Origin of the sequence: Stutzerimonas sp. FeSN7, from assembly GCF_030263795.1 — a bacterium.
Lineage (GTDB): Bacteria > Pseudomonadota > Gammaproteobacteria > Pseudomonadales > Pseudomonadaceae > Stutzerimonas > Stutzerimonas stutzeri.
In genome coordinates this window covers 1,243,195-1,256,569 of the sequence record NZ_JARPMN010000001.1, presented here as the reverse complement: position 1 = coordinate 1,256,569, position 13,375 = coordinate 1,243,195, and the positions used below count along the sequence as shown (strand labels likewise).

The 13,375-nt window shown below is 64.4% G+C and carries 14 protein-coding genes; 8 read left to right on the top strand and 6 right to left on the bottom strand.

Annotated elements, in window-relative coordinates; all coding sequences use genetic code 11:
* Nucleotides 1-76 precede the first annotated feature (76 nt).
* The 4 genes from P5703_RS05745 (at nucleotide 77) to P5703_RS05730 (ending at nucleotide 3,213) form a co-directional block, all read left to right on the top strand.
* A complete protein-coding gene (locus P5703_RS05745) occupies nucleotides 77-448 on the top strand; it encodes an ArsC family reductase (protein ID WP_108242100.1) in 372 nt (123 codons plus the stop codon).
* Between the two features lie 45 nt (nucleotides 449-493).
* On the top strand, nucleotides 494-1,528 hold the full coding sequence (gene dapD / locus P5703_RS05740) for a 2,3,4,5-tetrahydropyridine-2,6-dicarboxylate N-succinyltransferase (protein ID WP_063539739.1): 1,035 nt from the start codon (nucleotides 494-496) through the stop codon (nucleotides 1,526-1,528).
* 75 nt (nucleotides 1,529-1,603) lie between these two features.
* The gene (locus P5703_RS05735) at nucleotides 1,604-2,809 is read left to right on the top strand and encodes an aminotransferase class V-fold PLP-dependent enzyme (protein ID WP_095460488.1); all 1,206 of its coding nucleotides are present in this window, start codon (nucleotides 1,604-1,606) and stop codon (nucleotides 2,807-2,809) included.
* On the top strand, nucleotides 2,806-3,213 hold the full coding sequence (locus tag P5703_RS05730; RefSeq protein WP_095460489.1) for a SufE family protein: 408 nt from the start codon (nucleotides 2,806-2,808) through the stop codon (nucleotides 3,211-3,213). The genes P5703_RS05735 and P5703_RS05730 overlap by 4 nt, the downstream gene beginning before the upstream one ends.
* A gap of 49 nt (nucleotides 3,214-3,262) precedes the next feature.
* Here the strand turns inward: P5703_RS05730 and P5703_RS05725 are convergent, their stop codons facing one another.
* From P5703_RS05725 to P5703_RS05715, 3 genes are all read right to left on the bottom strand, one after another.
* Entirely contained in the window at nucleotides 3,263-4,384 is a 1,122-nt protein-coding gene (locus P5703_RS05725) for a beta-ketoacyl-ACP synthase III (protein WP_013983461.1), read from the bottom strand.
* Nucleotides 4,385-4,784: 400 nt separating this feature from the next.
* Nucleotides 4,785-5,708 (bottom strand): c-type cytochrome, encoded by a 924-nt coding sequence (locus tag P5703_RS05720; protein WP_048329596.1) that lies wholly within the window; start codon nucleotides 5,706-5,708, stop codon nucleotides 4,785-4,787.
* Entirely contained in the window at nucleotides 5,705-6,355 is a 651-nt protein-coding gene (locus P5703_RS05715; protein ID WP_125875356.1) for a c-type cytochrome, read from the bottom strand. Before P5703_RS05715 ends, P5703_RS05720 begins: the two co-directional genes overlap by 4 nt.
* 257 nt (nucleotides 6,356-6,612) lie before the next feature.
* Between P5703_RS05715 and P5703_RS05710 the strand changes: the two genes are divergently transcribed.
* On the top strand, nucleotides 6,613-7,143 hold the full coding sequence (locus P5703_RS05710) for a hypothetical protein (protein WP_125921066.1): 531 nt from the start codon (nucleotides 6,613-6,615) through the stop codon (nucleotides 7,141-7,143).
* Nucleotides 7,144-7,161: 18 nt separating this feature from the next.
* Here P5703_RS05710 and P5703_RS05705 read toward each other — a convergent pair whose 3' ends face one another.
* Nucleotides 7,162-7,389, bottom strand: a complete 228-nt coding sequence (locus tag P5703_RS05705) for a DUF3820 family protein (protein ID WP_026006463.1) — start codon at nucleotides 7,387-7,389, stop codon at nucleotides 7,162-7,164.
* Nucleotides 7,390-7,594: 205 nt separating this feature from the next.
* Here P5703_RS05705 and P5703_RS05700 point away from each other — a divergent pair, with 205 nt between their 5' ends.
* Nucleotides 7,595-8,125: an ankyrin repeat domain-containing protein gene (locus P5703_RS05700; protein ID WP_197861001.1), complete on the top strand. Its 531-nt coding sequence runs from the start codon at nucleotides 7,595-7,597 to the stop codon at nucleotides 8,123-8,125.
* 7 nt (nucleotides 8,126-8,132) lie between these two features.
* Here P5703_RS05700 and ybaK read toward each other — a convergent pair whose 3' ends face one another.
* Entirely contained in the window at nucleotides 8,133-8,603 is a 471-nt protein-coding gene (gene ybaK / locus P5703_RS05695) for a Cys-tRNA(Pro) deacylase (RefSeq protein ID WP_011913951.1), read from the bottom strand.
* A 71-nt stretch (nucleotides 8,604-8,674) separates the two neighbouring features.
* Between ybaK and glpD the strand changes: the two genes are divergently transcribed.
* Nucleotides 8,675-10,219, top strand: a complete 1,545-nt coding sequence (gene glpD, locus P5703_RS05690) for a glycerol-3-phosphate dehydrogenase (RefSeq protein WP_049341508.1) — start codon at nucleotides 8,675-8,677, stop codon at nucleotides 10,217-10,219.
* Between the two features lie 25 nt (nucleotides 10,220-10,244).
* On the opposite strand, the gene metE is transcribed toward glpD, so the two are convergent.
* Nucleotides 10,245-12,560: a 5-methyltetrahydropteroyltriglutamate--homocysteine S-methyltransferase gene (gene metE, locus P5703_RS05685; protein ID WP_285585791.1), complete on the bottom strand. Its 2,316-nt coding sequence runs from the start codon at nucleotides 12,558-12,560 to the stop codon at nucleotides 10,245-10,247.
* A gap of 161 nt (nucleotides 12,561-12,721) precedes the next feature.
* Here metE and P5703_RS05680 point away from each other — a divergent pair, with 161 nt between their 5' ends.
* A complete protein-coding gene (locus P5703_RS05680; RefSeq protein ID WP_095460492.1) occupies nucleotides 12,722-13,312 on the top strand; it encodes an exopolysaccharide biosynthesis protein in 591 nt (196 codons plus the stop codon).
* The last annotated feature ends 63 nt before the right edge of the window (nucleotides 13,313-13,375 follow it).

The following is a 13,375-nucleotide window of genomic DNA, read 5'->3' as shown; positions in this document are numbered from 1 at the left end:
CGCTCCGCCTCCATCGGCAGACGAGGCGTGGCATAATCCGCCGTCCAGTATTGCAGGAGTCTTGGAGAGTTGCCCTATGTCCGAAGCTGATCAGCGGTTGCGCCTATACGGAATCAAAGCCTGTGACACCATGAAAAAGGCCCGTACCTGGCTCGACGAACATGGGCAGGACTACGACTTCCACGACTACAAGAGCGCCGGCATCGACCGCGCCCATCTGGAAGCCTGGTGCAACGAACACGGCTGGCAGACCGTTCTCAACCGTGCCGGCACCACCTTCCGCAAGCTGGACGACGCTGCCAAGGCCGATCTTGACCAGGCCCAGGCCATCGAGCTGATGTTGGCCCAACCGTCGATGATCAAGCGCCCGGTACTCGATCTGGGCGATAGAACCCTGATCGGCTTCAAGCCCGATCTTTACGCTGCCGCAGTGGCGGCGCCGAACTGACAGCAGCCCCGCCTCAAGGCGCGGCCATCGAAAAAGGATAATCTCATGTCTGCAACGCTCTTCAGCCTCGCCTTTGGCGTCGGCACCCAGAACCGCCAGGGTGACTGGCTGGAAGTCTTCTACGCCCAGCCCCTGCTGCAGCCGGCCGGCGAACTGGTCGCTGCCATCGCCCCGCTGCTCGGCTACGCCGGTGGCAATCAGGCGATCGCCATCACCACCACCCAGGCGGCGCAGCTGGCCGACGCGCTGAAGCCGCTGGACTCCGCCCAGCATGCCCTGCTGACCCGTCTGGCAGAAAGCCAGCGCCCGCTGGTGGTTACCCTGCTGGCCGAAGACGCAGCCCTGACCTCGACGCCCGAGGCCTACCTCAAGCTGCACCTGATCTCCCATCGTCTGGTCAAGCCGCACGGCCTGAACCTGACCGGCATCTTCCCGCTGCTACCCAACGTCGCCTGGACCAACCAGGGCGCCGTGGATCTCGCCGAACTGGCCGAGCGCCAACTGGAAGCGCGGTTGAAGGGCGAGCTGCTGGAAGTCTTCTCGGTGGACAAGTTCCCGAAGATGACCGACTACGTGGTGCCGGCCGGCGTGCGCATCGCCGATACCGCGCGCGTGCGCCTCGGCGCCTATGTGGGTGAAGGCACCACGGTGATGCACGAAGGCTTCATCAACTTCAATGCCGGTACCCAAGGCCCGGGCATGATCGAAGGCCGCGTCTCGGCCGGCGTGTTCGTCGGCAAGGGGTCGGACCTGGGCGGTGGCTGCTCGACCATGGGCACCCTGTCCGGCGGCGGCAACATCGTCATCTCGGTTGGCGAAGGCTGCCTGATCGGTGCCAACGCCGGCATCGGCATTCCGCTGGGCGATCGCAACACCGTGGAGTCCGGTCTGTACATCACCGCAGGCACCAAGGTCAGCCTGCTCGACGAGAACGATCAGCTGGTGAAAGTGGTCAAGGCTCGCGATCTGGCCGGGCAGAGCGACCTGTTGTTCCGCCGCAACTCGCAGACCGGCACCGTGGAATGCAAGACCCACAAGTCGGCCATCGAGCTGAACGAGGCGCTGCACGCGCATAACTGACGCAGGAGCAGCGGCAAGCTGCGAGCCATGAGCGCCTGCCTTGCCGCATCCCCTGCTGCACGAGGCTTGCCGCTTATGGCCCTGTTCTCCCCCTGGCGCGCCGACTTCCCCGCTCTGGCGGTACTCGAAGCGCAAGGCCAGACCTACCTCGACAGCGCCGCCACGGCCCAGAAGCCGCAGGCGCTGATCGACGCCCTCAGCGGCTACTACACCTGCGGTGCGGCCAATGTGCACCGTGCCCAGCACCAACCTGCCGAACGCGCCACCCGTGCCTACGAAGACGCCCGTATCAAAGTCGCCAAGTGGCTGAATGCCGCCTGCCCGACCGAAATCGTGTTCACCCGTGGCGCGACCGAAGCGCTCAACCTGCTTGCCTACGGTCTGGAACACCTGATCGAAGCCGGCGACGAGATCGTCATCAGCGCCCTCGAGCATCACGCCAATCTGCTGCCCTGGCAGCAGCTAGCCAAACGTCGAGCGGCCAAGCTGCAGGTACTGCCCATCGATGCCTCCGGGCGTATCGACCTCGCCGCGGCCACCGGCCTCATCGGGCCGCGCACGCGGCTGCTGGCGGTGAGTCAGTTGTCCAACGTGCTCGGCTGCTGGCAGCCGCTCGACCAGCTGCTGCACCTGGCCAAGGCGCAGGGTGCGCTGACCGTCGTCGACGGTGCACAAGGTGTGGTCCACGGGCGCCATGACATGACCACACTGGGCTGCGACTTCTATGTGCTGTCCAGCCACAAGCTCTATGGCCCGGATGGCGTTGGCGCGCTCTATGGCCGCGGCGAATCCCTGCTGCAGCTGCGTCACTGGCAGTTCGGCGGCGAGATGGTGCGAGTCGCCGACTACCAGAGTGCCGAGTTCCACGCCGCGCCACTGGGTTTCGAGGCCGGCACACCGCCAATTTCCGGCGTGATCGGGCTGGGCGCCACGCTGGACTATCTCGCCGACCTCGACACCACCGCGATCGGCCGCCATGAACAGGCGTTGCACGATCTGTTGCTCGCCGGCCTCGCCGAGCGCAGCGGCATTCGTCTGCTCGGCTCGCCGCAGGTCGCGCTGGCCAGCTTTGTTGTCGACGGTGTGCACCATTCCGATCTCGGTCACCTGCTCACCGAACAGGGCATCGCCGTGCGCAGCGGCAATCACTGCGCCATGCCGCTGATGAAGCATCTCGGCCTGGATGGCGCCACGCGCGTCTCGCTCGGCCTGTACAACGACCACAACGATCTGCAGCGCTTCTTCGATGCGCTGGACCAGGCCCTGGAGCTGCTGCGATGAGTGAACTGCCCGACGCCGCCCGCGAGGCCTTGGCGACCTTCGCCCAGGCGCCTGGCTGGGAGCAGCGCGCACGCCTGCTGATGCAGTGGGGAGAACGGCTGGAGCCGGTGAACGATGGCGAACGCAGCGAGACCAACCGCGTCGCCGGCTGCGAGAGTCACGTCTGGCTGATAGGCCATTGCCAGAATGGCCGCTGGCACTTCCGCGCCGCCAGCGACGCCCGGCTCATTCGCGGCCTGCTGGCCGTGCTGCTGGCGCGCGTCAATGGGTTGGATGCGAATGAACTGACCCAGGTGGACATGGCCGACTGGTTCGCGAGCCTCGGCCTGTCACGGCAACTGTCGCCTTCGCGCAGCAACGGCATAAACGCCGTGCTGCAGCGAATGCGTGAGCTGACCGGCTGATCGCCATAGCTGGGCTGCAGCCCGGCCTACGAACGGTCGTCTCCCACGATCAGCGCTTGCGCAGGATCACGCTGCCGATCGAGTAACCGGCGCCGAACGAGCTGAGCACGCCCAGGCTGCCGCTGGGCAGGTCGTCCTGATGCTTGTGGAAGGCGATCACCGAGCCGGCCGAACTGGTATTGGCGTAGGTGTCGAGAATCACCGGCGCTTCTTCCTCGGTGGCATCACGACCGAGCAGCTTGCGCACGATGAGGTGATTCATGTTCAGGTTGGCCTGGTGCAGCCAGAAGCGCTTGACCGACTCCACCGCAATGCCGTTCTCACTCAGGTGCTCGCCGATCAGCTCCGCCACCATCGGGCAGACTTCCTTGAAGACCTTGCGGCCTTCCTGGATGAACAGCTTGTCCGGGTTGCTCATGTACTCTTCGGCGGTGCGGTTGAGGAAGCCGAAGTTGTTGCGGATGTTGTTGGAGAATTCGGTCACCAGCTTGGTGCTGAGCACCTCCCACTGATGCGCGGAGGTGGCCAGGTCTTCACGCTCGATGACGACCGCGGTGCAGGCGTCGCCGAAGATGAAGTGGCTGTCGCGGTCGCGGAAGTTCATGTGCCCGGTGCAGATTTCGGGGTTGACCATGAGGATGGCGCGGGCCTGGCCGAGCTTGATGCTGTTGACCGCGTTCTGGATACCGAAGGTCGCAGACGAGCAGGCGACGTTCATGTCGAAGCCGAAACCCTTGATGCCGAGTGCGGCCTGCACCTCGATGGCGATGGCCGGATAGGCGCGCTGCAGGTTGGAACAGGCGACGATCACGCCATCGATATCGGCCGCCGTCTTGCCGGCGCGGGCCAGCGCTTCTTCCGCTGCCTTGACCGACATCTCGCAGAGAATCGACCACTCGTCATTGCTGCGCTCCGGAATGCGCGGAACCATGCGCTCGGGGTCGAGGATGCCGGCCTTGTCGGTGACGTAGCGGCTCTTGATGCCGGAGGCCTTCTCGATGAAGGCAGAGCTGGATTCGGCCAGCGGCTGGACCTCACCGGCCTCGATGGCCGCGGCATTCTCGCTGTTGAAGCGGTGAACGTAGGTATTGAAGGACTCCACCAGTTCGTCGTTGGAGATACTGCTGGCAGGGGTGTAAAGGCCGGTACCGCTGATGACGACGTTGTACACAGTCGTTCCTCTCGAATAGGGCTTGATCGTACTGACGGTGGGACGGTACGGCGGCTAGCCTTGGCCAACCACGATCATTCCAGCGCCTCTTTAACCAGACTCGGGCAAGCTGCTGCACTGTGGGTCGGGCTGCGTTGAAAGCGGGCAGAAATCCTCGTTCACCACCGGTAAACGCTGCTGTCTCCTCCGCGTTTCGCCTTGTCCGGCCTTCGCTCGCTACGCTTTCTCGTGATCTGTAATGGCAGCTATTGTGCATGAAAAGCTGAAAGAATCCGTAACATTGCGCAGATTACAATCGCTGTAATTAAGCCATTCGGCGCATAACCTCGTGACTACACGGTCTGAATATGAAGAGGGCGCCACTTGGCGCCCTCTTCTGTTCACAGCGTAGCCTGCAGCGCTATTTGACGCCCTGCCCGAGCAGCACGCCATCGACCTGCTGGCCATAGAGGTTGATGCCATCGTTGGCGTGGTACTTCTCCCGCGTCTTCTCCACCGAACCCTCGATCAGACGCGGATCCTGCGGGCGCTCATGGCTGTTCATGTAGGCCGCGACATGCCAGGCGTCGGCATCACTGAGGGTGCCGCCCTTGCCGAGCGGCATGCTCTCCTTGATGAAGGCCGCTGCGGTATTGATTCGGTGCATGCCGGCGCCCCAGTTGAACGAGTCCGCTCCCCACAGCGGTGGAAACACATAACCATCTCCGGCTTTCTGCCCCTGGCCGTTGTCCCCGTGGCAGATCGCGCACTGCTCGGCATAGACTCGCTTGCCCTTGGCGATGTCGAAACCGCCTTCCGGCTGCGGGACTTCCGGATACGCCCGCCCCGGCAGTTCCTGACCTGTGGGAGCGCCGGTGGACAACCAGTAGGAGTAGGCCGTCAGTGCATTGATGACGTGGCTGTCCGCTGCCGGCGGCGTGCCGTTCATGCTGAACTGGAAGCAGCCCTGCACCCGCTCGGCATAGCTGTTGACCTTGTCGTTCTTCTTCCGATAGGCCGGATACATCGGATAGGCGCCCCACAGCGGCGCGGAGTTGGCCTTGCGGCCCTGATCCAGGTGGCAGTTGGTGCAGTTCATGCCGTTGCCGACGTACTCGGCCGCATGCTTCTGCGTGTCGACGAAGATGGCTCGCCCCTGCTGAACCAGTTCGCCATAGGCGTTGCTCGGCAGGTCCTTTTCCTGGGGCGGCTGGAAGTAGCGCTCACTGGCACCCTTGGTCGCCTTCTGAGTCAGCTGGGACTGATCGTCCATCTTGATCTCGGCGGCCAGCACCGCGCCACTCACGGACAGCGCCAGCAGCGTAGGAAGCAGATGCGTATTCATTGACCGGTCTCCTTCTGCCCGAGGTCGGCGAAATACCCGGCTACGGCCTGAACCTCGTCGTCGCTCATCGCCCGAGCGATATGTCCCATCAGATCATTCGGATCGTTCTTGCGCGTGCCCTGGCGCCAGGCGTTGAGCTGAGCGCCGAGATACTGGGCCGACTGTCCGGCCAGTGGCGGGAAGCTCGCGCCGACACCCATGCCTGCGGGGCCATGGCAGGCCACGCATTCGGGAATGTTGCGCTCCCAGGCGCCGCGCAGCGCCAGGCGTGCGCCGACGCCTTCGGCCTTCTCTGCTCGGCTGGTGGCAGCGAAGGTCGGAGCCGGCATGGCCTCCAGGGTCGCTGCGACGGCATTCATCTCCTCATCCGTCAGCGCAGCGGCTATCGGCTGCATGATCGGGTTGCTGCGCGCACCGGAACGAAAGTCTTCGAGCTGCTTGCGGCTGTAGCCCGCAGCGATTCCGGCAAGTCTCGGAAAGCCCGCCGCTGCCATTCCCATCGCATCGGCGCCATGGCAGGTCGCGCAGGCCATGGCGGCTGGGTTGGCACCCCCTTCTGCATAGATCGTCTGCCCGTCGGCGGCCTGTGCCTGCATCGTCAGCAACAACGCAGCCACGCCGGCCAGGGGCCAGTGAGTGGAGTTCATGAAAAGCGCCTCATCAGCTGTTGTGGTTATGCTGTCCGCTACCCGGCGTCGTCGCGCGACGCTCTGTTCTGTTGGCGGTATGCGGCAGCTTGTCGCATGAAAACGCTATCACATCGGCCGGGCTGACCTCTAGAAACAGAATAAGCTTAGAACTCGTTTGCATATAGCTGACGAAGTGGCCTCTGGGAGAATCACGCTGGTCGCGCACAAGGCGACGAGGTTGGCTATCCTTGCCCGCCCCCACCTCAGGATCAGCCATGAAAGATCAACTCGCCGAGCTGCTTACGCTCATCAGCTCCGGTTGCATGACCGATGAAGAAATCGCTCGGATCGCGGATGAAGCCGCCCAGGCCTATGCCGATCCGCAGGCCTTTCTGGAGGCCAATCCGGACATCAACTATGACGACAGCTTCCCCATTCCGCTGGGCGAATGGGTAGTGGTGGGCAGCCTGCCGGACACGGTGCTGTTCCAGGCAGATGACTACCAGGATCTGTTCAGCCAGATCGTCGCGTCTTTCGGCGAGAGCGTCAGCTTCGTGCTGAAGCCCAAGCAGCTCGCCAAGACCGAGCCGCTGGCCGCGCTGAACCGCATCCAGGTGCAGTTGAGCAGCCTCTATCCCGAGAAAGGCGGTTACGTGCTGGTGGATTTCAGTGAGCCGCTGGACGATGAGCTGCAGGCGGTACTGGTCTACACCTGCGACGTGTCACGGCTGCTGGAGCTGGCTGTGGACGTCGGCATCTATGCCGCGCCCGCGCTGGAAGCCCTGCGTGCCGAGACCGAACAGTAATCCGGCCCGAAGGCGAGGCTAACGCCGCTGCGTCCTGCCGCGGCGCAACGGTTCCAGCAGCGCGGACAGGCCGTTGTGGTCGATCTCGTGCATCAGCGCCAGCAGCTGGCCGAGGCTGCCTGGCGGAAAGCCGACACGGGCGAACCAGCCGAGGTAGTGGCCGGGCAGATCGGCAATCAGGCGCCCCTTGTACTTGCCATAGGGCATCGTCTGAGTGACCAGGCGTTCGAGGTCTTCGGGTTTCATCGTTCTGATGGCCAGGTGATAAGGCGCCGATACTGCCACAGGTCGCCTTCCTGCGTCCGCCCAGAGCGCAACTGCCGCGGCCTACGGAGCGGCGGTATCAAGCGTCTCTATCCGAGGCATAGAAAGGCTTGCCTGGAGCGCCCTGGACGGCGTGCAGACAATGGCTGCCAACACGGCGCCCGCCGATCTTGCCTGGAGGAATGCGATGCAAGCGCAAACAAGCCCCGCAGAACTGGATGACGCCACGCTGGCGTTCGCCGAGCATGTGTTTCATGCCGCACGCATCGGTGACAGCGTCAGGCTCGGTTACCTGCTCAGCCAGGGCATGCCGGCGGACCTGCGCAATCATGCTGGCGACAGCCTGCTGATGCTGGCCAGCTACCATGGCCGCCTTGCCGCCACCAGCGTACTGCTCGACCACGGCGCCGATGCGCAACTGGCTAACCGCCGCGGCCATACGCCGCTGGCGGGCGCCGCGTTCAAGGGTGACCTGCCGATGGTCAGGCTGCTCGTCGAGCGAGGCACCGATGTCGAAAGCCCCTGCGCAGACGGCAAGACCGCACTGATGATGGCCGCCATGTTCAATCACACCGCGATCGTCGAGTGGCTGGTGGCGCAGGGCGCCGACCTGCATGCGACCGATGCCGGAGGCACCACGCCTCTGGCGGCGGCGCGCATGATGGGTGCGAGCGAGGCAGTGGCGCTGCTGCAGCGCATCGCCGCCGCTCAAGCCTGATACGCCGTCAGCCGCGGCCGATGGGGGCGAACGCTGCGCTCGTGTGCTCGGCCAGCACTGCCGGTGCCAGCTCCACTTCCAGCCCGCGCCGGCCGGCGCTTACGTAGATGCTCGGCTGCGCCTGTGCGGAGCTGTCGATAAAGGTGCGCAGGCGCTTCTTCTGCCCCAGCGGGCTGATGCCGCCCACCAGATAGCCGGTGGCCCGCTGCGCGGCCATGGGGTCGGCCATTTCCACCTTCTTCGCCCCCGCAGCCTGGGCCAGTGCCTTCAGATCCAGCGTGCCGGCCACCGGCACCACGGCCACCAGCAGCTCGTTCTTCTCGGTGCAGGCGAGCAGCGTCTTGAACACCTGCGCGGGCTCGAGTCCCAGTTTCTCGGCGGCCTCCAGACCATAGGAGGCGGACTTCGGGTCGTGCTCGTAACTGTGCACACGATGCTCGGCGCGGGCTTTTTTCAACAGGTCGATGGCGGGTGTCATGGCTTTGTAGTGCTAATGATTGATGAATGGCGGTAACGTAACGGATCAACGTTCGGTAGTCACAAGCGCCCATGAATCATCCTCTTCTTGCACCGCTCGCGGAAGTCTACGACCTGGCCGTTGTGGGCGGCGGCATCAACGGCGCGGGAATTGCGGCAGACGCCGCAGGTCGTGGCCTGACAGTCTTCCTCTGCGAGCAGGGCGACCTGGCCGAGCACACGTCGTCGGCCAGCAGCAAGCTGATACATGGCGGGTTGCGCTACCTCGAGCATTACGAACTGCGTCTGGTGCGCGAGGCACTGGCCGAGCGCGAGGTACTGCTGGCCAAGGCGCCACACATCATTCGGCCACTGCGTTTCGTGCTGCCCTACCGACCGCACCTGCGCCCGTCCTGGATGATCCGTACCGGCCTGTTCCTCTACGACCACCTCGGCAAGCGCGAGAAGCTAGGCGCTTCGCATAGCGTGCGCTTCGGCGCCGACAGCCCACTGAAGCACGAGATCAGCCACGGCTTCGAATACGCCGACTGCTGGGTCGACGATGCCCGCCTGGTGGTGCTCAACGCCATGGCCGCCCGTGAGCAGGGCGCGCATATCCACACCCGCACCCGTTGCGTCAGCGCACGCAGCAGCAAGGGGCTGTGGCACCTGCACCTGGAACGCGACGACGGCAGCCGCTTTTCCATCCGGGCGCGCGCCCTGGTGAACGCCACCGGTCCCTGGGTGGCGTCCTTCTTCGATGAACAGCTTCGCCAACGCTCCCCGCACGGCATGCGCCTGATTCAGGGCAGCCACATCGTGGTGCCGAAGCTCTACGATGGGGACCATGCCTATATCCTGCAGAACGAGGATCGGCGCATCGTCTTCGTCATTCCCTATCTCGGGCAGTTCAGCCTGATCGGCACCACCGATCAGGAGTATCACGGCGACCCGACCCGGGTGCAGATCGCCGACGGCGAGATCGATTACCTGCTGGACATCGTCAATGCGCACTTCACACACCAGCTGGCCCGTGAAGACATCCGCCACAGCTACTCCGGCGTCCGCCCGCTGTGCGATGACGAGTCAGACCAACCATCGGCCATCACCCGCGACTACACCCTGACACTGAACAACGGCGGCAGCGATGCACCCCTGCTCTCGGTGTTCGGCGGCAAGCTCACCACCTACCGCAAGCTCGCCGAAGCAGCCCTGGCCCAGCTGGCACCGCTGCTTCCGGAAATGAAAGGCGCCTGGACCCGCGGAGCAACGCTACCCGGCGGCGAACATTTCGATGATCCATCCACTCTGGCCCATGCCCTCTGCGCCAGCTACCCATGGCTCCCCGGCCCGGTCGCCCGCCGCTGGACGAACACTTACGGCACGCGCAGCTGGCTGCTGCTAAAGGGCACCGAGCGCATTCAGGATCTCGGCGAATGCTTCGGCGCCGGGCTGTATGCCCGCGAGGTGGATTACCTGATCGTCGAGGAATGGGCGCTTACGGTTGACGACATTCTCTGGCGCCGAACCAAGCTCGGGTTGTTCCTGCAAGCCGCCGAAACGGCACGCCTGCAGCAGTACATGGACAGCCGGACCGCCGAACGCCTGACCACCTTCGAGCACGCCGCCCAGGGCTGACACGAGCCCCGGACAGCGCCATCGCTCAGGCGACCTTGGCGCTTCGCGCCGCGCGCAGCTGCCGGGCAGCTGCCACCATGTTCACCAGCGCCGCCTCGGTCTCAGGCCAGCCACGGGTCTTCAGCCCGCAGTCCGGGTTCACCCAGAGTCGTTCGGCCGGAATGCACTCGGCGGCCTTCTCCAGGAGCTGCACCATCTCGGCGGTATCCGGCACGCGCGGCGAGTGGATGTCGTAGACGCCCGGGCCGATGTCATTCGGATAGTCGAAGGCACGGAACGCTTCGAGCAGCTCCATCTGCGAACGCGAGGTCTCGATGGTGATGACGTCGGCATCCATCGCCGCGATGGACTCGATCACGTCGTTGAATTCGCTGTAGCACATATGCGTGTGGATCTGCGTCTCGTCGCGCACCCCGCTGGCGCACAGGCGGAACGCCTCCACCGCCCAGTCCAGGTAGTGCCGCCACTGCTCGCGGCGCAGCGGCAGGCCTTCGCGGAACGCCGCCTCATCGATCTGGATGATGCGGATGCCGGCAGCCTCCAGGTCGCAGACCTCGTCGCGAATGGCCAGCGCCAACTGTCGCGCCTGCACCTCGCGCGGCACGTCCTCACGGGCGAACGACCACATCAGCATGGTCACCGGACCGGTGAGCATGCCTTTCATGATCCTGTCCGTCTGCTGCTGGGCATACCGGATCCAGTCCACGGTCATCGGTCGCGGACGGCTCAGATCGCCATAGATGATCGCCGGTTTGACGCAGCGAGAGCCGTAGCTCTGCACCCAGCCAAAGCGGGTAAAGACGTAGCCTTCGAGCTGTTCGGCGAAGTACTCCACCATGTCGTTGCGCTCCGCCTCGCCATGCACCAGCACATCCAGGCCGATCTGCTCCTGCACCGCCACCGCATGGCGGATTTCGGCCTGCATCGCCTCGGTGTAGTCACCGAGCGACAACCTGCCCTGCTTGTAAGCCTGCCGCGCCAGGCGGATCGCCGGCGTCTGCGGGAACGAACCGATAGTCGTGGTAGGGAATGCCGGCAGCTGCAGCCGCGCGCGCTGCAGCTCGATGCGCGTGGCGAACACCGACGTGCGCCGACTGTCCTTGGCCTCGATGGCGGCCAGGCGTGCCTGTACCGCCGGCTTGTGGATGCGCGGCGACTGCGCGCGGGCCGCCTGGACTGCGCGGCTGCGGGCGAGCGCAGCCTGCACCTCGGCGTCCTGCGGATCGTCGATGGCCCGGGCGAGCGTGGCGACTTCCGAGCACTTCTGCACCGCAAAGGCGAGCCAGCTCTTCACTTCCTCGTCCAGCCTGTCCTCGCGCTCGAGGTCGACGGGGCTGTGCAGCAGCGAACAGGACGGCGCCAGCCACAGGCGCTCGCCCAGGCGTTCGGCCGCATGCCGTGCCACTTCCAGCGCCTTGTCCAGATCACAGCGCCAGACGTTGCGCCCGTTGACCAGCCCCAGCGACAGCACCTTGTAGGCCGGCAGGCGATCAAGAATCACCGGATACTGCTCCGGGGCGCGCACCAGGTCGATGTGCAGACCGTCCACCGGCAGGGTTGCAGCCAGACCGAGATTGTCTTCCAGGCCGCCGAAGTAGGTGGCGACCAGCTTCTTCAGCGGCGCCCGCTGCAACAGGTTGTAGGCGCGCTCGAACGCATTCTTCCAGTCCTGCGGCAGGTCCAGCGCCAGAATCGGCTCGTCGATCTGTACCCACTCGACTCCCTGCGCCGCCAGTCGGTCCAGCACCTCGCCGTAAACCGGCAGCAGCCGGTCCAGCAACTCCAGCCTGTCGAAGGCCTGGGTCTGATCCGCCTCGCCCTTGAGCTTGCCGAGCCAGAGATAGCTCAGCGGGCCGATCAGCACTGGCTTGATGGTATGCCCCAGCGCCTTGGCCTCTTCGACCTCTTCGAAGAGCTGCGTCCAGGACAGCTGGAACTGCTGGTCGACGCTGAACTCCGGGACCAAATAGTGGTAGTTGGTATCGAACCACTTGGTCATTTCCTGAGCCTGGGCACCACCGCAGCAACTCCTGGCCACGCCGCGCGCCATGGCGAACAAGGTGTCCAGCGTCGCCTGGCCTTCGGCCGGACGGAATCGCTGCGGGATGACGCCGAACATCAAGGAATGACTCAGCACCTGGTCGTACCAGGCGAAGTCGCCCACCGGCAGCAACTCGATGCCAGCGTCGAGCTGGGCCTGCCAATGACGAGCCCGCAGTTGGCGACCGACCTGGCGCAGGCCCTGCTCGTCCAGCTCGCCTTTCCAGTACGCCTCGAGGGCCGTCTTCAATTCGCGATCCGCACCGATGCGTGGAAAGCCAAGGTTATGCGCTACAGCCATTACTCACTCCGAAATGTCGTTCTGCATGAATGCGAGGATTGTCCGCGGGCCAATCCAATGAAACAAACTCACGTAATTTCATTTCAAAGCAAGAAATATTCATGTTGAAGCATTTCGCGCGCTCAGGGCTCTAAACCAGAACTCAACCTGAAGGCGCCCTCATGAATTCCGAAACACCACCGCAGAACCTCGAACGCTTGCTGGAGCGTCTCGAGCAGGCCGGGGAGCCGGGTGAGCCGGTAAGCATCGAGTGCATGCTGCAAGCCACCGATGAGCGCAGCTTCGGTGCCCTGCTGCTGGTACCAGGCCTGCTGGTGTTCTCGCCCCTGTCGGGGATTCCCGGATTGCCCAGCGTGTTCGCGGTGATGGTTTCGCTGATCGCAATTCAGCTGCTGATCGGCCGGAAGCACTTCTGGCTACCCAAATGGCTGCTCAAGCGCAGCGCCTCGCGCAGCAAGTACGACAAGGCCATAGCCTTCCTGCATCGCATTGCCGGCTTCGTCGACCGCCTGCTCAAGCGACGGCTGACCTTCCTTACCAACGGCCTGGCGAATCGGCTGAATGCCGTGCTGTGCCTGGCAATAGCGGCCACCATGCCGCCGCTGGAGCTGATCCCGTTCGGCAACTCCACTGCCGGCGCCGCCTTGAGCGTGCTGGGGCTGGGCATGATGGCCCGCGACGGCGCGATGATCGTTGCCGCGCTGCTGTTCTTCTTTGGTCTGGCCTACATGGTTTCGCGGCTCTGGTTCTGAATGGCCCGGCCGATTGCGTAGCGGCCACTCGACAGCATCCAGATGCTGGGACACACTTGCGGG

Bases quoted from the DNA above. Each gene is read 5' to 3' on its own strand.
- P5703_RS05745 (WP_108242100.1), top strand. From the start codon at position 77: ATGTCCGAAGCTGATCAGCGGTTGCGCCTATACGGAATCAAAGCCTGT.
- dapD (WP_063539739.1), top strand. From the start codon at position 494: ATGTCTGCAACGCTCTTCAGCCTCGCCTTTGGCGTCGGCACCCAGAAC.
- P5703_RS05735 (WP_095460488.1), top strand. From the start codon at position 1,604: ATGGCCCTGTTCTCCCCCTGGCGCGCCGACTTCCCCGCTCTGGCGGTA.
- P5703_RS05730 (WP_095460489.1), top strand. From the start codon at position 2,806: ATGAGTGAACTGCCCGACGCCGCCCGCGAGGCCTTGGCGACCTTCGCC.
- P5703_RS05720 (WP_048329596.1), bottom strand. From the start codon at position 5,708: ATGAATACGCATCTGCTTCCTACGCTGCTGGCGCTGTCCGTGAGTGGC.
- P5703_RS05715 (WP_125875356.1), bottom strand. From the start codon at position 6,355: ATGAACTCCACTCACTGGCCCCTGGCCGGCGTGGCTGCGTTGTTGCTG.
- P5703_RS05710 (WP_125921066.1), top strand. From the start codon at position 6,613: ATGAAAGATCAACTCGCCGAGCTGCTTACGCTCATCAGCTCCGGTTGC.
- P5703_RS05705 (WP_026006463.1), bottom strand. From the start codon at position 7,389: ATGAAACCCGAAGACCTCGAACGCCTGGTCACTCAGACGATGCCCTAT.
- P5703_RS05700 (WP_197861001.1), top strand. From the start codon at position 7,595: ATGCAAGCGCAAACAAGCCCCGCAGAACTGGATGACGCCACGCTGGCG.
- ybaK (WP_011913951.1), bottom strand. From the start codon at position 8,603: ATGACACCCGCCATCGACCTGTTGAAAAAAGCCCGCGCCGAGCATCGT.
- glpD (WP_049341508.1), top strand. From the start codon at position 8,675: ATGAATCATCCTCTTCTTGCACCGCTCGCGGAAGTCTACGACCTGGCC.
- metE (WP_285585791.1), bottom strand. From the start codon at position 12,560: ATGGCTGTAGCGCATAACCTTGGCTTTCCACGCATCGGTGCGGATCGC.
- P5703_RS05680 (WP_095460492.1), top strand. From the start codon at position 12,722: ATGAATTCCGAAACACCACCGCAGAACCTCGAACGCTTGCTGGAGCGT.